14 protein-coding genes are annotated in these 18,540 nt (G+C 71.8%); 5 read left to right on the top strand and 9 right to left on the bottom strand.

The window, feature by feature from the left end; all coding sequences use genetic code 11:
• Nucleotides 1-95 precede the first annotated feature (95 nt).
• Complete coding sequence (locus P5G50_RS05560) at nucleotides 96-350, bottom strand: hypothetical protein (RefSeq protein ID WP_301210339.1); 255 nt, start codon at nucleotides 348-350, stop codon at nucleotides 96-98.
• A gap of 225 nt (nucleotides 351-575) precedes the next feature.
• Nucleotides 576-3,002, bottom strand: a complete 2,427-nt coding sequence (locus P5G50_RS05565) for a M1 family metallopeptidase (protein WP_301210340.1) — start codon at nucleotides 3,000-3,002, stop codon at nucleotides 576-578.
• Between the two features lie 212 nt (nucleotides 3,003-3,214).
• On the opposite strand from P5G50_RS05565, the gene nhaA reads away from it, so the two are divergent.
• On the top strand, nucleotides 3,215-5,089 hold the full coding sequence (nhaA, locus tag P5G50_RS05570) for a Na+/H+ antiporter NhaA (protein WP_301210342.1): 1,875 nt from the start codon (nucleotides 3,215-3,217) through the stop codon (nucleotides 5,087-5,089).
• Here the strand turns inward: nhaA and P5G50_RS05575 are convergent.
• The 3 genes from P5G50_RS05575 to P5G50_RS05585 all read right to left on the bottom strand — a co-directional run bounded on the left by P5G50_RS05575 (nucleotide 5,046) and on the right by P5G50_RS05585 (nucleotide 11,221).
• Nucleotides 5,046-5,951 (bottom strand): hypothetical protein, encoded by a 906-nt coding sequence (locus tag P5G50_RS05575; RefSeq protein ID WP_301210344.1) that lies wholly within the window; start codon nucleotides 5,949-5,951, stop codon nucleotides 5,046-5,048. The two genes, nhaA and P5G50_RS05575, sit on opposite strands and share 44 nt — an antisense overlap.
• Entirely contained in the window at nucleotides 5,948-8,605 is a 2,658-nt protein-coding gene (locus P5G50_RS05580; RefSeq protein WP_301210345.1) for an ATP-binding protein, read from the bottom strand. The genes P5G50_RS05575 and P5G50_RS05580 overlap by 4 nt, the downstream gene beginning before the upstream one ends.
• Nucleotides 8,606-8,668: 63 nt before the next feature.
• Nucleotides 8,669-11,221 carry an MMPL family transporter gene (locus tag P5G50_RS05585; RefSeq protein ID WP_301210346.1) on the bottom strand — a complete coding sequence of 851 codons (2,553 nt, stop codon included), beginning with the start codon at nucleotides 11,219-11,221 and terminating at the stop codon, nucleotides 8,669-8,671.
• Nucleotides 11,222-11,306: 85 nt separating this feature from the next.
• Here P5G50_RS05585 and P5G50_RS05590 point away from each other — a divergent pair, with 85 nt between their 5' ends.
• Nucleotides 11,307-11,885 carry a TetR/AcrR family transcriptional regulator gene (locus tag P5G50_RS05590; RefSeq protein WP_301210348.1) on the top strand — a complete coding sequence of 193 codons (579 nt, stop codon included), beginning with the start codon at nucleotides 11,307-11,309 and terminating at the stop codon, nucleotides 11,883-11,885.
• Here the strand turns inward: P5G50_RS05590 and P5G50_RS05595 are convergent.
• The gene (locus P5G50_RS05595; RefSeq protein WP_301210349.1) at nucleotides 11,876-12,523 is read right to left on the bottom strand and encodes a TetR/AcrR family transcriptional regulator; all 648 of its coding nucleotides are present in this window, start codon (nucleotides 12,521-12,523) and stop codon (nucleotides 11,876-11,878) included. The two genes, P5G50_RS05590 and P5G50_RS05595, sit on opposite strands and share 10 nt — an antisense overlap.
• A 140-nt stretch (nucleotides 12,524-12,663) precedes the next feature.
• On the opposite strand from P5G50_RS05595, the gene P5G50_RS05600 reads away from it, so the two are divergent.
• Nucleotides 12,664-14,394 (top strand): MDR family MFS transporter, encoded by a 1,731-nt coding sequence (locus P5G50_RS05600; RefSeq protein ID WP_301210644.1) that lies wholly within the window; start codon nucleotides 12,664-12,666, stop codon nucleotides 14,392-14,394.
• 23 nt (nucleotides 14,395-14,417) lie between these two features.
• Nucleotides 14,418-14,924 (top strand): MarR family winged helix-turn-helix transcriptional regulator, encoded by a 507-nt coding sequence (locus P5G50_RS05605; protein WP_301210350.1) that lies wholly within the window; start codon nucleotides 14,418-14,420, stop codon nucleotides 14,922-14,924.
• A gap of 67 nt (nucleotides 14,925-14,991) precedes the next feature.
• On the opposite strand, the gene P5G50_RS05610 is transcribed toward P5G50_RS05605, so the two are convergent.
• Nucleotides 14,992-16,152: an ABC transporter permease gene (locus P5G50_RS05610; RefSeq protein WP_301210351.1), complete on the bottom strand. Its 1,161-nt coding sequence runs from the start codon at nucleotides 16,150-16,152 to the stop codon at nucleotides 14,992-14,994.
• Nucleotides 16,153-16,201: 49 nt separating this feature from the next.
• Between P5G50_RS05610 and P5G50_RS05615 the strand changes: the two genes are divergently transcribed.
• Nucleotides 16,202-16,960, top strand: a complete 759-nt coding sequence (locus tag P5G50_RS05615; RefSeq protein ID WP_301210352.1) for a hypothetical protein — start codon at nucleotides 16,202-16,204, stop codon at nucleotides 16,958-16,960.
• A 6-nt stretch (nucleotides 16,961-16,966) separates the two neighbouring features.
• Here P5G50_RS05615 and P5G50_RS05620 read toward each other — a convergent pair whose 3' ends face one another.
• Together P5G50_RS05620 and P5G50_RS05625 are read right to left on the bottom strand one after the other, a co-directional pair.
• Nucleotides 16,967-17,527, bottom strand: coding sequence for a GNAT family N-acetyltransferase (locus P5G50_RS05620; RefSeq protein WP_301210353.1), 561 nt, complete (start codon nucleotides 17,525-17,527; stop codon nucleotides 16,967-16,969).
• Nucleotides 17,524-18,537 (bottom strand): PHP domain-containing protein, encoded by a 1,014-nt coding sequence (locus tag P5G50_RS05625; protein ID WP_301210354.1) that lies wholly within the window; start codon nucleotides 18,535-18,537, stop codon nucleotides 17,524-17,526. Before P5G50_RS05625 ends, P5G50_RS05620 begins: the two co-directional genes overlap by 4 nt.
• Nucleotides 18,538-18,540: the final 3 nt, after the last annotated feature.

Consider the following 18,540-nt stretch of genomic DNA (forward strand, 5'->3'; position numbering starts at 1 on the left):
GCGTTTGCGCCAAATGTCGCGTCAGCGGCGCCGACCCCTGCATTCGTGCCGAATGTGCGCTCAGCACCGCCGAAAACTCGCATTCGGCACGAATGTCACCCCGCAGCCGCCGGCCGCCGCGCCTGTACACACGCCAGCGCCACCGCCGGGCACTCCGCCCACAGCGTCTCCGTCCAGCCCTGCCCGAGCAGCAGCACGTCGTAGCCGTACGCGTCGCGCTCGACGTATGCCAGCACCCCGCCCGGCGATGCGGGCGGAAAGCGCCGGTCGCTGATCCGCCACGACGCGTCGCTCAGCGCGATCACCTCGAGTTCGTCGTCGACAGCGATCCCTTCGAAGTTCACCGCCATGGTGTCACCTCGCCGTTCTCTCACTTCGGATACCAGTGCACCACCCGCCGTGCCCGACCGGGAGGGCTTGACAGAATGCCGCCTGTCATCCGCTGATTCCCGCCCACTCGTGACCTCATGTCACTTCTCGCGCCCGCAACCCGCAACGAGTCACGATTCGACCGGGCCGAACGCGAGGAAGGCCCCCACGCGCGAGCGTGAGGGCCTTCCCGGTGCGAGTGGAGGCTACGCCTCCGAGCGCCGACGCCGAACGGCGGACAGCACGAGCGCACCCGCGCCGAGCAGCACGGTCAGCACACCCGCCGCGATGGCCGGTCCGGCGACCGACGAGCCGGTGCTCGCCAGGGCGTCGCCCGCCGCGACGGACGCGCCCGAGCCGGTCGAGCCTCCCGCCGTCCCGCTGCCGCCGCCGGAGTCCGAGCCGGTACTGCCGCCGGTCCCACTGTCGCCGCCGCCCGTGCCACCGCCGCCCGTGCCACCGCCGCCCGCGCCGCCACCCGGCGCCGCGGCGACCGTCACGTCGTCCCAGCCGAGCAGAGCCCCGGTCGCGTCGGTCAGCGCGAGCTTGTGCGCGCCGAGGGCGGTGTCCGCCGGGATGGTCACGACCACCTGGCTGCCCGCCACGGTCGCCGTCGCGATCGTCCGCGGCGCCGAGAACAGCACCGCCGAGATCTGCTCGCCGTCGTGCGACGCGTCGGGGAAGGTCACCGTGACCTTCGCGCCCGGCACGACCTTCTCCGGCGACACGGTGACGCCGTTGCGGGTGGCGTCGGTGAGATCCGCCTCCGTGATCGGCGCCGGCGGGATGACCGGCGTGGTCAGCGTGGAGGAGCAGGAGGCGCAGCTGACGCCGAGCCCGTCGCCGGCGGCGGTCGCGGTGAGCGTCCCGCCGGACGATGTCGCCTTCACCGTGACGGTGAACGTGGTCGTCACCGTCTCGCCGAGCGCGGCCGAGGGCACAGCCCAGGTGAGCGTCGAGCCGCTGACGCTCGCGTCGGCCGGGATGGTCTCCAGCGCGGCGTCGTCGAGCACAGCGGCGAGGTCGACCGAGACCGTCGTGCCCGTGAGCGGGATCTGCCCGGTGTTGGTCGTCGACAGCGTGTACGAAACGGTGTCGCCCGGCTTCACCTCACCCGACGCCGGGGTGGAGGCGAGGCTCAGCGTCGAGGTCATCGGCCAGGCCGGCTTGTCCGCGTCGTAGACCCAGTCCTGGAAGAACGCCGTCAGGTCCTTGCCCGAGAGCTCCTCCGCGAGCGCGATGAAGTCCGTAGTGCCCTTGCTCTGGCCGGCGTAGCGGGTGGCCCACGTCTTCATCACGTCGGCGAAGACGGTCGGCGTGATCGCCTGGCGCAGCGCCTCCAGCGTCATCGCGCCGCGGCTGTAGACCTGCCAGTCGAAGAGGTCGGCCGGGTCGGTCATCGCCGCCGGCGGGATGGTCCACCGTGCGTTGGAGGCCGCGGTCGAGTTCCACAGGTTGAAGTACGTCGTCGCGGTCGAGTTGGGCGACGTCTCGTGCTCGTACGCGTACTGCGTCGGGATGAAGGTCGCCGGGCCCTCGTTCAGCCAGATGCTGTTCCAGTCGTTCGGGCTCACCGAGTCGCCGAACCACTGGTGCGCCAGCTCGTGGACGAACGTGGACAACGACACCGAGCGCTCGAAGTACGGCCGGTCCTGCGTCTCCAGGGCGTAGCCGAGGGAGGTGATGTCGACGACGAAGCCGGTGCTGTCGCCCGGGTACGCGCCGTACTTCTTCTCCAGGTCGTTCAGGATCTCGGGGAGCGCCGCACGCCGGGTCTGGATCGTCGCCTGGTTCGTCGTGGTGACGGCCGGGTCGACGAACGTCCACTCGTGGATGGTGCGGCCGCTCGACAGCGCGATGTCCGACTCGTAGGTGAGGTACTTGCCGTACGAGATCATCGCGAGCTCGGTCGCCATCGGCTTGTTCTGCTGCCAGTGCCAGGTCGTGCGGCTGCCGTCTCCGACCGGGGTCGCCGTGACCAGCTGGCCGTTGCTCACAGCGGCGGCCGCCGCTCCGCCGACCGTGTTCGGCGCGGTGATTGTGATGTCGAAGGTCGCCTTGTCGGCCGGCGTGTTGTTGCTCGGCAGCCAGGTCATGTTGCCGACGGGCTGGCCGAGGGCGGTGAAGCCGTCGCTGGTCAGCACCCAGCCCTCGCTCGAGCCGTCGGGGTCGGTGTGGGTGACCGGCGCGCCGGAGTACGCGACCACCACCGTGAAGTCGCCGGTGACGGCGGCTGCGGGGGTGACGTTCAGCTTGTACGACGACGTCGCCGGGTCGCTGCTGCGCGAGAAGGCGGCGGCGGGCGTGCCGTTGACGAGCACGGAGTCGACGGTCAGCCCCTCCAGGTCGAGCGAGAACGCCGACAGCTCCTGGGTGGCGGTCGCTGTGATGGTGGTCGTGGCGGTGATCGTCTTGTCGTCGTTGTAGGTGATCGCGACGTCGTAGTGCTTCACGTCGTAGCCGCCGTTGCCGATGCCGGTGAACAGCGAGTCGCCGATGGTCGGCGCGCCGGGCGCGGGGGCGGCGGTCGCCGGCGCGGCCAGCGGCAGCTGCACGGCCGCGACGATGGCGGCGGTGGCGACGACGGCTGCGGCGCGCCGGCCGCTGCGCCGGTCGGGGTGTCTCGAACGCATGGAGGGGCCTCCTGGTGCTGAGTCTCTGGTGAACAGTCGGGATACCGGGTGTGATGCAGGAGTCCGGTGGCTGAACGCTACCCGTCGATTGTTTCCGGCGTGAGTCTTGACTTCGGCGCACGGATCCGGCGTCGGGCCCGCGATCGACGCCGACGGTGGCGCTCCGGCGGCAAAAGCGCTGAGATAGGAGCACACCCCACCCGGAGGATCCCGTGACCCAGCTCACCCTCATCCAGCGGTCTCCCGACCCCGAGCAGAGCGGCCGCTCCACGCAGCGCCGCCCCTCGCTCAAGGACCGCTTCCTCGCCGTCGGCCGCAGCCGGCTCGGCGCCATGCTGCTCGTGCTCGCGACCCTGATCGCGATCGTGTGGGCGAACATCTCGTTCACCGGCTACGAGGCGTTCTGGGAGACGCACCTCACCGTCGGCCTCGGCGACCTGCACCTCGACTTCACCCTGCACTCGCTGGTCAACGACGCGCTGATGGCCATCTTCTTCTTCACCGTCGGGCTGGAGGTGCGGCGCGAGTTCGCGATCGGCGAGCTGACGAGCTGGTCCCGGGCCGTCGTCCCGGTGGTGGCCGCGCTGTTCGGCCTCGCCGTCCCTGCCCTCGTCTTCCTCCTCTTCGTCATGGGCACCGGATACGAGCACGCCTGGGGCGTGGTCATCTCCACCGACACCGCCTTCCTCGTGGGCGCGCTCGCCCTGATCGGGCCGCACGCGACCGGCCGGCTGCGCATCTTCCTGCTCGCGCTCGCCGTGGTCGACGACATCGGGGCGCTCAGCATCATCGCGCTCGTCTACACCGACCACTTCAACCCGTGGCCGCTGGTCGTCGCGGCCGTGGGCCTGGTCGCGGTGTACTTCACCCGGTACCTGCGGGGAGGCCGTGGCCCGGTGTACGCCACCCTTGCGATCGTGGTGTGGCTGTGCTTCCTGGCATCGGGCGTCCACCCCACGCTCGCCGGCGTCGCCATGGCGTTGCTGATCCCCGTCTATCGGCCCAACCGCCGCGATGTGGAGCACGCCCTCGACCTCGCTCGCACCTTCCGGCAGTCGCCGAACACCGAGTACGCGCGGGCGGCCGCGAACAGCCTCCGCGAGTCCATCTCCATCAACGAGCGCCTGCAGTCGGCCTGGTCGCCGTACGTCGCCTACGTAGTGCTGCCCCTGTTCGCCCTCGCCAACGCGGGCGTCCGGCTCGACGGGGAGATCCTCGCCGGTGCGATCGTCTCGCCGCTCGCCTGGGGCGTGCTCGCCGGCCTGGTGGTCGGCAAGTTCGCGGGCGTCTTCGGCTCGACGGCGCTGCTCCGCGCCTTCCGCGTCGGCGAGTTCGGGCCCGGCCTCACGGTGGACCGGCTGGCCGGGGGAGCCGCGCTGTGCGGCATCGGCTTCACCATCTCCCTCTTCATCGTCGACCTCGCGATCACGGACGAGACCGCGCAGAACGAGGCCCGCGTCGGCGTGCTGGCCGCCACGGTGGTCGCGCTCGGCATCGCCACCCTGATCTTCCGCATCTCCGACGCGGTGCGCCCGCGCGAGGAGGCCGGCTTGACCCTCGTGCGCCCGGTCGACCCCGCGCGCGACCATCTGTTCGGCGACCCGAACGCCCCGATGACCATCGTCGAGTACGGCGACTTCCAGTGCGGCTTCTGCCTGAAGGCGACCGGCTCGGTGCAGGAGGTGAGCCGCGAGCTCGGCGACAGCCTCCGCTACGTCTGGCGGCACGCCCCGCTGACCAGGTACCACCCGAACGCGCTGGCCGCGGCGGAGGCGTCGGAGGCCGCGGCGAAGCAGGGCAAGTTCTTCGAGTTCGAGCGCAGCCTGTTCGCCGACCAGGAGAACCAGCTCCCGTCCGACATCCTCCGCCGCGCCGAGGAGCTCGGCCTCGACCTCGACCGCTTCGAGCGCGACCTCAGCTCGCCCGAGGTGGCGGCCCGCGTGCGCGACGACATGCTCGACGCGGAGGCGATGGACATCACGGCCGTTCCGACCTTCTACATCAACGGCCGCCGCCACGTCGGCCCCTACGACGCGCAGTCCCTCATCCGCGCCCTGCAGGAGACCGTGCCCGACCCGACGCGCTGACGCGGCGATTCAGCCGCACCTCCCCCCACGCGTACACCGCCGCGAACACCGCCAGCGAGCACACCATCCCGGCGACGAGCAGCGGCGCCGACGGTCGGCTCCACAGCAGCTCCCCACCGCGCAGCAGCAAAGCGGCGACGATGAGGACGAGGCTCACGAGCTCGGCCTGCACGATGCGGCGGAAGGCCGACCACCGGGCGTCGCCGAGCATCCACACGTTGACCATGCCGGGCAGGGTGAGGACCGCCCCGAGCACGCGGGCCGTCAGGGGGGTGAGCTTCCACGCCCACAGGTCGATGCCGAGGGACGGCGCGACGAACAGGCAGAGCCCGCAGAGCAGGGCCGCGATACCGATCACGGCGAGGACGGCCCGCACCCATACGGGCAGCGAGGCCTCCGGCGTCGCGGGCGCGCCCGCGTCCTCCCGGCGGTTGACGATCATCGCGGCGAGCACGAGGAACGGCGTCGTCACGTAGAGCGTCACCCAGACGATGAACGAGATATGCCCGGGATGGAATTTGTCCCAGTGCAGGAAGGTCGCCACCGCTAGCAGCACCGAGAAAAGCAGCACCGCGGGGAACCCGTACCGCACGGTGTGCCACTGCCCCGACCGCACCACCTGCACGAAGAACCAGATTCCGCCCGCGTAGGCGCTGCCGAGCAGCATGGCGGTGAGCGGCGGGAGGATCGTCCAGGCGAACAGTTCGTCCGTGCGATCGGCGAACGGGTACAGGATGACGACCGCCGCGACGAGGAACGGCACGATCACCACGCCGACGATCCGCGTGTACAGCAGGATGCGGTCGGCCCCGGCCGGAGCAGGCGCGGTCCCGGCGTCGGCGCGGCCCTCGCTGCGCGTCACGGCGCGCTCCCGGGAGCCGCCGCACTCGCCCCGGCGACCTGGAGTGCGACGCCCTGCGCCACTTCCACCGCCTCCGCCACGCTCATTTGCCGCCCCTCCTCGGCCGCCTCGGTCAGCGCCGCCGCCGCTCCCGTCTCCGCGAGCCGGTCGACGTAGAACTGGTGGAACGAGAACGCCGCCGCGTTGTGCAGCCCGGTCCGATCGCGCAGCGCCCGTGTAGCGCCGAGCAGCCGTCCGGCCCTGGCGGCGTCGCCCGTCACGGCCGCGACGGCGACCATGCCCTCCAGGGCATATGCGATGCCGTCCGTGTGGCCGAGCCGCTGCGACAGCTCCAGGCATTCCGCGAAGTCGGCCGCCGCGCCCTGCGGGTCGCCGAGCAGGAGCCGCGCCCACCCGCGGTGGTGCTGCGCGATGCTCACGCCGAGCTCGTCGCCGTGCTGTCGGGCCAGCGTGAGCGAGCCCTCGAACTCCCGCAGCGCCTCCGGCACCTGCTGCCGGAGCAGGGCGACGCGGCCGAGGACCACCATCGCCATCGCCTCGCCCCAGCCGTCGGCGGCGTGGTGGAAGAGCCCTCGGCTGGTCTCCATCGCCGCATCGGCGGCCGGGATGTCCGGTTGCGGCGCCGCGAGCAGCGCAAGCGCCAGCGAGATCAGCGCCAGCGCCTCGCCGCGCGCCTCGCGGGCCTCATGGAACAGCTGGGCGCTCTCGGCGAGCCCGGCGGCGACCGAGCCGTCCGGGTCCTGCCAGAAGCCGATGGCGTGCGTGAAGTAGAGGGCGGTCGCCCTGGTCAGATCGTCCAGTCCGTCGCCGTCGGTTCCCGCCTCCGCGGTCGCGAGCAGCTCCTCCATCAGCGCCTTCACCTCGCCCAGACGGCCGGCGATCCAGCGGTACAGGTAGAGCGACCAGGCCAGCCGGGCGATCGCCGCGCCGTCGCGGCGCTCCAGCAGCCTCCGCTCGGCCGCCCGCAGGTTGCCGTCGTCCTCGGCGAGCCGCCGGACCCACTCGGCCTGACGCGGACCCTCCAGCTCCAGCGCCGCCCGCGCTGCGAGGTCGAGATAGTAGTCGGCGTGGAGGTCGCGGGCGCGATCGAGGCCGCCCTCCTCCGCCAGCTTCTCGAGCGCGTACTCGCGCACGGTCGCGAGCATCCGGAACCGCGGCCGGTCGCTGGTCGCCCGCTGGCTCAGCAGGCTGCCGTCGACGAGCGCGTCGAGGCCGCTGAGGGTGTCGGGAGGGGGAGGGCCGCCGGGCTCGATCCTCCCGGTCACCACGTGCTCCGCGGCGTCGAGGGTGAAGCCGCCCTCGAACACGCCGAGGCACGCGAGCAGCCGCCGCTCGGGCTCGGCGAGCAGCTGCGTGCTCCATTCGATCGTGCTGCGCAGGGTCTGCTGGCGCTGCGGGAGGTCGCGCGAGCCTCCCACCAGCAGCGGCAGCCGGCGGTCGAGCCGCTCCGACAGCTCCGTCGCCGTGAGCACCCGCATGCGCGCCGCGGCGAGCTCCAGCGCGAGCGGCACGCCGTCGAGGGCCGCCACGATCCTGTCCACCGCGGCCGCGTTGTCGGGGGTGATCTCGAAGTCCGGCTTCACCGCATGTGCGCGCTCGACGAACAGCGCGACCGCCTGCTCGACGGGAAGCGGCCCCAGCTCGAAGCTCCGCTCGCCGCCGACCCGCAGCAGCGAGCGGCTGGTCACGATGACCGAGACCCCCGGCGCCTCCGCGAGCAGTCCGACGAGTTCGGGAGCCCCCTCCAGCACCTGCTCGAAGTTGTCGAGCACGAGCAGCATGCGCCGGTCGCGCAGCGCGGCCACCAGCTTGACCGCGATCGGCGCCTCGCCGGTGTCGCGCACGCCGACCGCCTGCGCGATCGTGGCGGGCACCGCGGCCGGGTCGTGCACGCCCGAGAGCGCGACGAAGGCGACCCCGTCCGGGAACCGGTCGGCCAGCGCCGTTCCAGTTGCGATGGCGAGCCGGCTCTTGCCGATGCCGCCCGGGCCGGTGACCGTGACCAGCCGGGCGCCGTCCTCGATCAGCCGCTGCAGCCTCCCGAGCTCGCGGTCGCGGCCGACCAGATCGGTCAGCGGCCGGGGCAGGGGAGCGGGGAGGGAGGGCGCACCCGCCTGCTCCGGCTCGGCCCGGCGTTCCGGCGGCGAGTCGACGGCGGGTGCGGTGCTCAGCCGCGCGAGGTCGAACCGCTCGGCGAGGAGGGTGGCGAGATCCGCCTCCAGCAGCGCCCCCAGCTCCCGCGCCGTCTCGAAGTACTTGAACGACGCCCGGTCGTCGTCGCGGATGCGGTCGAGCAGCGTGCGCAGCCGCGGCTCCCGGTTCGGGGCAGGGTCCTTGATGTACAGGAGGCGCGGGAGGTCCGGCGGGCACAGGTCGTACTCGTCCTCCAGCCCCGACACCGTCTCGTCGGGTGCGACCCAGCCATAGCGCTCCCAGTACAGCCCGACGAAGACGTCGCTCTGCTCCAGATACGCGCGGTAGAGCTCCCGCGGCGGGTGCGGCCGCGCGCCCAGCTCGAACATCACGGGCGCGAGGTGCAGGCGCTCGATCGCGGCGCGCGCCGCCCGGCGTTCGGGGGCGAGCTCCTTGAGGGTCGAGCTGACGAAGATGCGCAACCGCTGATCGGGTGTGCGGATCGCGCGAGCCGCGTTCATGCCGGCCATTGTGCTGCCGCCGCCGACCCAGCGGCAACACACCCTCGATGGTCAGCGTCAGCGTCAGCGCGAGGCGGAGGCGGAGGCGGGAGCGGGGGCCGCGGTCTCGACCGGCGTCCCGTCGAGGTGGTGCTGACGCTCCAGGGCCGCGCCCTCCACATCCACGTTCGGGAGGATGCGGTCGAGCCAGCGCGGCAGCCACCAGGCGCCCCGGCCGACCAGGTGCATCAGCGCGGGCATCAGCAGCAGTCGCACGACGAAGGCGTCGAGCAGCACGCCGAGGGCCAGGCCGAAGCCGAAGCCGCGGATGATGTTCGACTCCGAGAAGATGAAGCCGCCGAACACCGACACCATGATGATTCCCGCCGCGATCACGACCGAGCGCCCGGCGCGGAAGCCCTGCATCACCGCGAGCCGCGCCGGCGAGCCGTGCACGTACGCCTCGCGCATCCCGGTGGAGAGGAACAGCTGGTAGTCCATCGCCAGACCGAACAGGATGCCGACCAGGATCACCGGCAGGAAGCTCAGGATCGGCCCCGTCGTGTGGATGCCGAACAGCCAGCCCAGCCAGCCCCACTGGAACACCGCCACGAGCGCGCCATAGGTCGCGAACAGCGACAGCACGAAGCCTCCGGTCGCGATCAGCGGCACGACGAACGACCGGAACACCACGATCATGATGATCAGCGAGAGCCCGACCACCACCGCGAGGTAGAGCGGAAGGATGCCGACGATCTTCTCGGAGATGTCGATGTTGCTCGCCGCCTGACCGGCGACGCCGAGCGTGATGCCCTCGTCGATCTGCGGGAGCGCGCGCAGGTCGCGCACCAGGTCCTCGGTGGAGGCGCTGCTCGGCCCCTCCTTCGGGATCACCTGGAACGCCGCGAGCCGGTTGTCGTCCGAGACGGCGATCGGCGCGACCGCGACGACGTCGGCCTGGTCGGCGACCGTGGAGGCGATGTCGACCTGGCGCTGCTGCACCTGGTCATCGTCCAGCCCGGCGGGCAGGGTGGCCGAGACGAGGAGGGTGCCGTTCGAGCCGGCGCCGAAGGAGTCCTCGATCGCGTGATAGGCGCGGTAGGTCGTGGAGTCGGCCGGCTCGGAGGCGCCGTCGGGCAGCCCGACGCGCATCGACAGGGTCGGCAGCGCGATCACGACGAGCGCGGCGATCGCGGCGATGGAGGTGACGATCGCGCGCCAGGTCGACATCGGCTTCACGGGCTTCCGCGCGGCGCGGCTCTGCTGCGCCTCCTCGCGCTTCGCCGCACGTGCCCGGGCGCGGCGGGTCAGGATGCGCGGCCCGACGAGACCGAGCAGCGCCGGCGTCAGTGTGACGGCGATGAGCACGGAGACCGCGACGGCGATCGCGCCGGCCGTGCCCATGAGCCCGAGGAACGGGATGCCGGTGACGTTCAGCGCCGCCAGCGCGATGACCACGGTCGCACCGGCGAACACGACCGCGTTGCCGGCGGTGCCGGTCGCGAGCCCGATGGACTCGCGCACGTCGGCACCGTGCAGCAGCTGCTTGCGGTGCCGGTTGATGATGAACAGCGCGTAGTCGATGCCCACCGCCAGGCCGAGCATGACGCCGAGGACCGGGGTGACGGAGGCCATCTGCACGACGCCCGAGAAGGCGAGCGTCGCGACCGCCGAGATGGCGACGCCCAGGATGGCGGTGACGAGCGGCAGCACCGCCGCGATCACCGAGCCGAGCATGACGAGGAGCACCACGGCGGCGATGACCACGCCGACCGCCTCCCCGACGCCGAGGATCTGCGGCACGCCCTGCGCGAGCTCGGTCGAGAAGTCGGCCCGCACCCCGTCGATCGGGTTCTCCTCGACGTGGTCGATGACCGCCTGCTTCGACTCCTCGGGCAGCTCGAGCCGGGTCTTGTCGAACGAGATGCTGGCGAGGGCGGTCGAGCCGTCCTCCGAGACGAGCCGGATGCCCTTCGAGAGGCTGAGCAGCTTCTCGCCGCGGTCGAGCTTCTCGGCGTTCGCGTCGAGCTGGGCGCGGCCGTCGTCGACGGTCTTCTGCTGGGCCGCGAGCTGCGCCTTCTGCGCGTCGAGCTGCGCCTGCTGGGCGTCGAGCTGAGCGGTCGGGAGGCCGGCCGCGGTCGCCTGCTGCCGGCCGGCGTCGAGCTGCTGCTGCGCCGCCGCGAGCTGCTGGGTGCCCGCGTCGAGCTGGGCCTGGCCGGCGTCGAGCTGCGCCCGCCCGGCCTCCAGCTGCGCCTTCCCGTCGCTCAGCTGCTTCGCCTGGTCGGCGCGCTGCTGCTCGGTCGTGAACGGGTTCACCGCACCGGAGACGTCGGAGAGGCCGTCGGTGCCGTCGATGACGTCGCCGATCGCGTCCTTCTGCTCCTGCGTGAAGGGCTCGCCGTTCGCGGTCCGGAACACCACGGTCCCGGAGGCGCCGCTGAAGTCGGGGAGCTTCTTCGCCAGCTCGTCGGTGACCGCCCCGGAGGCCGTGCCCGGGATGTCGAAGCTCGAGGACAGCCCCTTGAACCCGATCAGGAATCCGCCGAGCGCGACCCCGAGGATCACGATCCAGGCGCCGATCACGAGCCAGGCGCGCTTCGCGGCGCCCTTCCCGATGCGGTACAGCAGCTCGGCCATCACAGTCCCTTCCGCGTCCGGCGGCCCGGCGCGCCTTCGATGATACGCACCGTCTCGTTTCGAAAGGTGAACGTAAGATGTGAGCATGACGGGCCGGAGCGGACGCGTTCGCAGCGAGACGGCGCGCGTCGCGATCCTCCAGGCGACCGCACGGATCTTCGGCTCCCGCGGCTACGACCACCTGACGATCGAGGGGGTGGCGGCGGAGGCCGGGGTCGGCAAGCAGACCATCTACCGCTGGTGGCACTCCAAGGGGGAGCTGGTCGCCGACGCGCTGCTGGAGGGGCTGCTGCTGCCCGAGCCGCTGCTCCCGCCCGACACCGGTGACCTCCGCGCCGACCTCACCACCTGGCTGCGCGACGTGTTCGGGCTGCTGCAGCGCCCGGGAGGCGACGACCTGGTGCGCTCGCTGGCCGCCGCGGCCGCGGAGAACGCGGACGTCGGACGCCGCATCCGAGACAGCCTCGGCGCGACCTCCGAGCTCGCCGCCCGGCTGCGCACGGGGGTGGAGGCCGGCCAGCTCCCGCCGGGCGTCGCCATCGAGGACTTCGGCGACGTGCTCGTCGGCGCCGTCGTGCTGCGGGCGCTCGCCCGCACCGAGACGGACGAGGCTGCGGCGGAGCGGCTCGTGTCCGTCGTGCTGGGCGGCGCCCCTCAGAGGTAGGAGCCGAGCGTCCGCGCGATGGCGACCGCGCGGTCGGCCACGTCCTCCGGCGCCCCGACGGCCCCCTCGTCCGCCCACTCGCGGACCGCGATGCGCACCGCCCCGATGCAGGCGACCACGATCAGCTCGGCCCGCGCGCTCGCGTCGACCTCCGCGTCGACGGCGATAGGGGTCTCACGCTCGATGAGCTGGGCGACGGCCTCCACGAGCCCCTCGCGCAGATCACCGAGGCGGTGGAGGTTGCGGTTGACGAGCCCCGGGCGCCGGGAGGCGAGCAGGAGGCGCGCCTCCCGCAGCTCCAGGTCCTGCGTCTCGCTCGGCAGTGCGACGAACAGCGTGCGGATGACGCTCTCGACCACGTCGCCGCCGTGGGAGGCGGCGAGCGTGCGGGCGACGAGCTGGGGGTCGCCCCAGGCGCGGCGGATGCCGAAGAGGGCGTCCTCCTTGCTGTCGAAGTAGTTGAAGAAGGTCCGATGGGACACGGGCACGCGCGCGCAGATGTCGTCGACGGTCACCCGGTCGATGTCGTCGTGATCGAGGGCGAGCTCGACGGCGGCGCGCTCCAGGTCGGCGCGGGTCTGCGCCTTCTTGCGCTCACGGAGGCCCGGCTCGGCGGCCACTGCTGAAGAAGTTTTCATACTCGGAAATTTTGCGTGGATGCAGTTTGTTAGTTGACTTCGGTCACCTAAGTATATATGCTTGCTGTCAGTCAACCAATTCTGTAAGGAATCACATGTCAGGAAGCGTCACCACGGAGGAGAGGTCCGCAGCGCCGGCGATGTCGCACCGGCAGGTCCTCGAATCCCTCTCCGGGCTGCTGCTCGGAATGTTCGTCTCGATCCTCGCTGGCACGGTCGTGTCGACCTCGATGCCGCGGATCATCTCGGAGCTGCACGGCGACCAGACCGCGTACACCTGGGTCGTCACCTCGACCCTGCTCGCCACCACGGTCTCCACCCCGATCTGGGGCAAGCTCGCCGACCTGTTCAACCGCAAGCTGCTGATCCAGCTCGCCCTCGGCCTCTTCGTCGTCGGCTCCGCGCTCGCCGGCTTCTCCGGCGACACCAACTGGCTGATCGGCTTCCGCGTCATCCAGGGCCTCGGCGCCGGCGGTCTGACCGCGCTCAGCCAGATCATCATGGCCGACATCATCAGCCCGCGTGAGCGCGGCCGCTACATGGGCCTCTTCGGCGGCATCATGGCGGTCGGCACCGTCGGCGGCCCGCTGATCGGCGGTCTGCTCACCGACTCCATCGGCTGGCGCTGGAACTTCTTCGTCGGCGTCCCGGTCGCGATCATCGCGATCATCCTGCTGCAGGCCACCCTCAAGCTGCCGAAGCGCCCCGCCCGCAAGGTGCGCATCGACTACCTCGGCGCGGTGTTCCTCGCCGCAGGCGTCTCGCTGCTGCTGATCTGGGTCTCGCTCGCCGGCAAGGACTTCGAGTGGGCCAGCTGGACCACCGCGTGGATGGTCGGCGGCGCCGTGCTGCTGCTGATCGCGACCGTGATCACCGAGCTCGTCGTCAAGGAGCCGATCATCCCGCTCGGGATGTTCAAGAACCGCACCTTCACCCTCGCGGTCATCGCGTCGATCTCCGTCGGTGTCGCCATGTTCGGCACCTCGGTGTTCCTCGGCCAGTACATGCAGGTCGCCCGCGGCGCAACGCCCACGGAGTCCGGCCTGCTGACCCTGCCGATGATCTTCGGCCTGCTCATCTCGTCGACCGTGGTCGGCAACCTGATCAGCCGGTTCGGCAAGTACAAGGCCTTCATGGTGGTGGGAGCGATCCTGCTGACGGTCGGCCTGTACCTCATGAGCACCATCGAGTACGACACCAACTACCTCCTGGTGTCGGTCTACATGCTCGTGCTCGGCGCCGGCGTCGGCATGGTGATGCAGAACCTCGTCCTGATCGTGCAGAACACGGTGGCGGCCAGCCAGCTCGGCGCGGCCAGCTCCAACGTGGCGTTCTTCCGCAGCCTCGGCGGCACCATCGGTGTGTCCGTCATGGGCAGCGTGCTCGGCACGACGGTCAAGGACCTCTTCTCCGACCGCAAGGACGACCTGATCGCCGCGGCGACCAAGGCCGGCAAGAGCGGCATGGAGGCCCTGCAGTCGCTGCAGACCGGGACCATCCCCGAGGTGAACAAGCTGCCGGGCGGCATCCGCACCATCGTGGAGTCGGTCTACGGCCAGTCCGTCGCCGACATCTTCCTGATCGCGGTCCCGCTGGCGATCATCTCGATCATCGCCATCGCCTTCCTGCCGAACATCAAGCTCGGCACCAAGACGGCCATCCAGAAGGCCGAGGAGGAGAAGGCGGCCGGCCAGGGCGCCGAGTCCGGCCTCCGGCACGCCGAGGAGACCGTGATCGAGGTCGCGGAGGCGCTGGTCGGCTCGCCGGCCACCGGGTCGGTCCCCGTCGTCTCCCGCGGCGACGCGAGCGAGCTGCAGGCCGACCGGCCGGGCGCGCGCGGCGGCCGGCGGGCGGCCCAGGAAGACCGCTGACCGGGCGCGTTATGATCGCGGCCATGGACAACATCGAGCGGGCGGCGGCGGACGACGTCGCCGCCCGCCCGGGCTCCGTCGCAGAGGCGGAGCGCAACGCGACCGACGCGGCCATCGCGGCGGTCGAGGAGCAGTTCGCGCTCCTCTTCAACCAGGTCAGCACGCAGATGCGCGACCGGGCCGCCAAGGTCCACCCGGACCTCCAGCCGCTCGGCTACAAGCTGCTGACGACGATGGTCCGCACCGGCCCGATCCACGCCGGCGGCCTGGCCGAGCTGCTCGGCACCGACAAGAGCGTGATCAGCCGGCAGACCCGCGTCCTCGAAGACCTCGGCTTCATCGAGCGGCGCACCGATCCCACCGATCGCCGGGCGAGCTTCCTGGAGGCGACGCCCGCCGCCATCGAGGCCGTCAACGAGGTGCGCGCCGCCGACCAGGCCAAGCTCTACCGCAGCCTGCGGCAGTGGGACGACCACGACCTCCACCGGCTGGCCGAGCTGCTCGAGCGCCTCAACGACCTGCAGCCCTGACGTCCGGCCCCCTCCCCGCCGTCTGAACTCCGGAAGTCCCGGCCGTGATCGGCCGGGACTTCCGTCGTTACGCGACCGCCCCCGGCGTGTCGCCCCGGATCTCCGTCCTCGCCGACCGCGGCCACCCGCGCCACTCGTGGAGGTCCTCGCCCGGCGCCCCCGGCCCGTACCGCAGCAGCCGCACGGCGACGAACAGGCCCAGCGCCGCGACAAGCCACACGGCCAGCACGATGTACGGCTCGGCGTGAAGGTCGCCGGGGAAGTACGTGAGGTCGCGCACCGCCCGGACCGTCGCGCCGGTCGGCAGCCAGCGGCCCATGAACTCGTAGAAGGGCGGCAGCAGCTCGGGCGCGACCGCGCCGCCCGACGACGGGTTGCTGATCAGCACGAAGATGAACCAGGTCGGCAGCATCGCCCAGCGCGCCCCGAGCAGCACCCGCCAGAAGCTGTAGGTGGCGCCCGCGATCAGCATGGTGAGGGCGAGCACGCCCCAGACCGGGAAGAAGGGGATGAGCAGCACGCCGAGCAGCGGCCCCACCGTGAACGCGATCGCGAACCCGCCGAGCACCGAGCGGACCACGTCCCAGAACAGCTCGCCGCCCAGCGTCAGCCGTGCCGCGTTGACCCGGGTCTGAATGGCGCCGACGAAGCCGATGATCACGGCCGCGAGCGCCACGTAGAACAGCACCAGCCCGTTCGGGTCCTTCGGGCCGAGCGGGTGCGTGTCGATCACCGTGATCGGCCGGCCGAGCGTCTGCTCCAGCCGCAGGGCGTCGGACTGCAGGAGGCGCGCGACCGACGCCCCGGAGGCGCTCGACACGTAGAGCCGCACGGTCTGGTCGGCCTGCTCGACGACGGCGCCGTAGACCTCCTGCTCGCTGATCGCGCGCTCGGCGTCGCCCTCGGTGTCGTACGCGCTGACGACGAACGTGGTGCCCGTGCGCGCCTCCAACTCGGCCTCCAGCTGCGCGGGCGTGTAGGTGGACGACACCATGCCGAGCGGGATGTCGTGCGGCTGCGGGTCGCCCATCGCCCAACTGTACGTACCGGCGAAGAGGCCTGCGACGACCGTGACGATGAGGGTGACGACGAGCGCCGGGAGGTGCGGGCCCTCGCGGAAGCGGCGCACGGCTCCCGCCGGTGCGGCCTCCGTGTCCGCGGGCTCGACGCTTGCGTGCTCTGCTTCGTCCGGCTCCGTGTTCCCGGGCTCGGTGTGTGCGTCGGTCATGTGGCCTCCCGGTTCCATTCGACCACGCCTTTGGTACCCTCTGACGGGTATGCAGTCCGCATCCAGCCTCCCCTCGCGCACGCGCGGTCGCCGCTCGGCGGGCCGCCGCGCCGCTGTGCCGCGCCGGGTCCAGCGGGTGCGGGCCGCACGGATGCCGCTGCAGCACCGCCTCGGCGTCGCCCTCGCGGTGATCGCGCTGGTGAGCGGCTTCTCCATCGTGCCGACCGACGACGCGCTCGCCGCCTCCCTCGCGACGCCGGCCTCCACCGTCGCCCCGGGGGAGCAGGTGCAGCAGGAGGGCGTCCCCGCGCCCGAGCAGCACCTCGCCGTCGATGCGACCATCGCCGCGCCGGCCGTCAACCGCGACAGCATCTCGGCCACCGACGGGCTGCAGACCCTCGCCCGCGTCGGCACGAACGAGTCGTGGGCGAAGCTCGTGCTGATGTTCGGCGGCTGGCCGCAGACCGAGGCCAACGTCACGGTCATGCTGCGCTGGATGCGCCAGGAGAACGGCCCGCCGGACTGGTGGAACCGCAACAACCCGCTCAACAACGGCTACGGCTCGGGGGGAGGCGCCGGCCTCGGCAGCTACCCCGACCTGATCACCGCGGCCGAGTACTGCGCCAAGAACCTGCAGCGCGGTTACCCCGACATCGTCGCGGGACTCCAGGCCGGCACCAGCGCCGACGCGACCGCCGCCGCGATCTGGGCGTCGCCGTGGGCGACCAGCCATTACGCGAACGGCGCGCACTGGAGCACCCGCCCGGTCGACATCGTGAAGGCGCCCGCCTCCGCCTGGGGCCTCTGAGCGCGGCTACGCCGCCCACTCGTCGGCGAGGAGCGCGTACGTCACGCCGTCGACCCAGCCGAGGTCGCGGTGCAGGGAGGCGCGGACGGTGACGGCCTCCCGCCGCATGCCCACCCGCTCCATGAGCCGCCAGGAGGCCTCGTTGTCCGCGAAGGCGTTGGCGACGAGCCGGCGGACCCCGAGCTCCTCGAAGCACACGCGCAGCAGAGCGCGCACCGCCTCCGTCGCGTAGCCGTGCCCTTGATGATCGGGGGAGAGCACCCAGCCGATCTCGGCCTCGTCCTGGTGCGGACGGCCGGCGGCGTCGCGCTGCGCCCAGCCGTCGCGCACGGCGAGATACAGGTCGCCGATCACCTCCCCGTCCCGCTCCACGATCAGCGTGGCGGCCAGGCGCTCGGGGTCGGTCTGGAAGCTCCGCCACGCATCGAGGCCGGCGAGCCGGTCGCTGAGCCAGCGGTCGACATCGGGGCGGCGCCGGTACTCCCACATTGCGTCGGCGTCCTCCGCGCGGGCGGGGCGCAGCACGAGCCGGTCGGTGGTGACCGGCCACGGTGTCTTCTCCGTCACGACGTCTTCGCCAGCCAGCCGCGGAGGCGCTCCAGCGGCCACGTCGTCACGATCCGCTCCGCGGGCACACCGTTCGCGGCCGCGCGCGCTGCCCCGTATGCGAGGAAGTCGAGCTGCCCGGGCGCGTGGGCGTCCGTGTCGATCGAGAACACGCATCCGGCCTCCAGCGCGACCGCGATGAGCTCGTCCGGCGGGTCCTGCCGCTCCGGCCGCGAGTTGATCTCGACCGCGACCCCGTTCTCCGCGCACGCGGCGAACACCGCCTCCGCGTCGAACTCCGACGGAGGCCGCGTGCCCCGCGAACCGGTCACGAGCCGCCCGGTGCAGTGCCCGAGCACGTTGGTGTGCGGGTCGCGGATGCCGCCGAGCATCCGCTCCGTCATCGTCGCGCGATCGGACCGCAGCTTGGAGTGCACGCTCGCGACGACCACGTCCAGCCGGTCGAGCATCGTGGGCGTCTGATCGAGCGTCCCGTCTTCGAGGATGTCGACCTCGATCCCGGTGAGCAGGGTGACGGAGCCGGGGTCGAGCCCGGCGATGACCTTCAGCTGCTCCTCCAGCCGCTCGGCGCTCAGGCCGTTCGCGACCGTGAGGTTGGGGGAGTGGTCGGTGATCGCCTGGTACTCGCGGCCCAGCGTGCGCGCGGCCGCCGCCATGACCTCGATCGGCGTGGTGCCGTCCGACCACTCGGTGTGACTGTGGAGGTCGCCCCTCAGCTGCGCGCGCAGCTCGGCGCCTCCCGCATCCAGCGGCTCGGCGTTGCGGTCGCGCAGGTCGGCGAGGTACCCGGGCACCTCCCCGGCGACGGCCTGCGAGATGACCTGGAACGTCCGGTCGCCGATGCCCTTGGTGCGCTTGAGCCTGCCGTCGGCCACACGCTCGGCCAGCTCCTCTTTCGACAGCGGGGCGATCGTGGCGGCGGCCCTGCGGAACGCCTGCACCTTGAAGGTCGGCGCGAGCTCCCGTTCCAGCCAGAAGGCGATCTCATCCAGTGCATCCCGAGCGTCCACGGT

Source organism: Leifsonia williamsii, from assembly GCF_030433685.1.
Lineage (GTDB): Bacteria > Actinomycetota > Actinomycetes > Actinomycetales > Microbacteriaceae > Leifsonia > Leifsonia williamsii.

Bases quoted from the DNA above. Each gene is read 5' to 3' on its own strand.
- P5G50_RS05560 (WP_301210339.1), bottom strand. From the start codon at position 350: ATGGCGGTGAACTTCGAAGGGATCGCTGTCGACGACGAACTCGAGGTG.
- P5G50_RS05565 (WP_301210340.1), bottom strand. From the start codon at position 3,002: ATGCGTTCGAGACACCCCGACCGGCGCAGCGGCCGGCGCGCCGCAGCC.
- P5G50_RS05580 (WP_301210345.1), bottom strand. From the start codon at position 8,605: ATGAACGCGGCTCGCGCGATCCGCACACCCGATCAGCGGTTGCGCATC.
- P5G50_RS05585 (WP_301210346.1), bottom strand. From the start codon at position 11,221: ATGGCCGAGCTGCTGTACCGCATCGGGAAGGGCGCCGCGAAGCGCGCC.
- P5G50_RS05590 (WP_301210348.1), top strand. From the start codon at position 11,307: ATGACGGGCCGGAGCGGACGCGTTCGCAGCGAGACGGCGCGCGTCGCG.
- P5G50_RS05595 (WP_301210349.1), bottom strand. From the start codon at position 12,523: ATGAAAACTTCTTCAGCAGTGGCCGCCGAGCCGGGCCTCCGTGAGCGC.
- P5G50_RS05600 (WP_301210644.1), top strand. From the start codon at position 12,664: ATGTCGCACCGGCAGGTCCTCGAATCCCTCTCCGGGCTGCTGCTCGGA.
- P5G50_RS05605 (WP_301210350.1), top strand. From the start codon at position 14,418: ATGGACAACATCGAGCGGGCGGCGGCGGACGACGTCGCCGCCCGCCCG.
- P5G50_RS05610 (WP_301210351.1), bottom strand. From the start codon at position 16,152: ATGACCGACGCACACACCGAGCCCGGGAACACGGAGCCGGACGAAGCA.
- P5G50_RS05615 (WP_301210352.1), top strand. From the start codon at position 16,202: ATGCAGTCCGCATCCAGCCTCCCCTCGCGCACGCGCGGTCGCCGCTCG.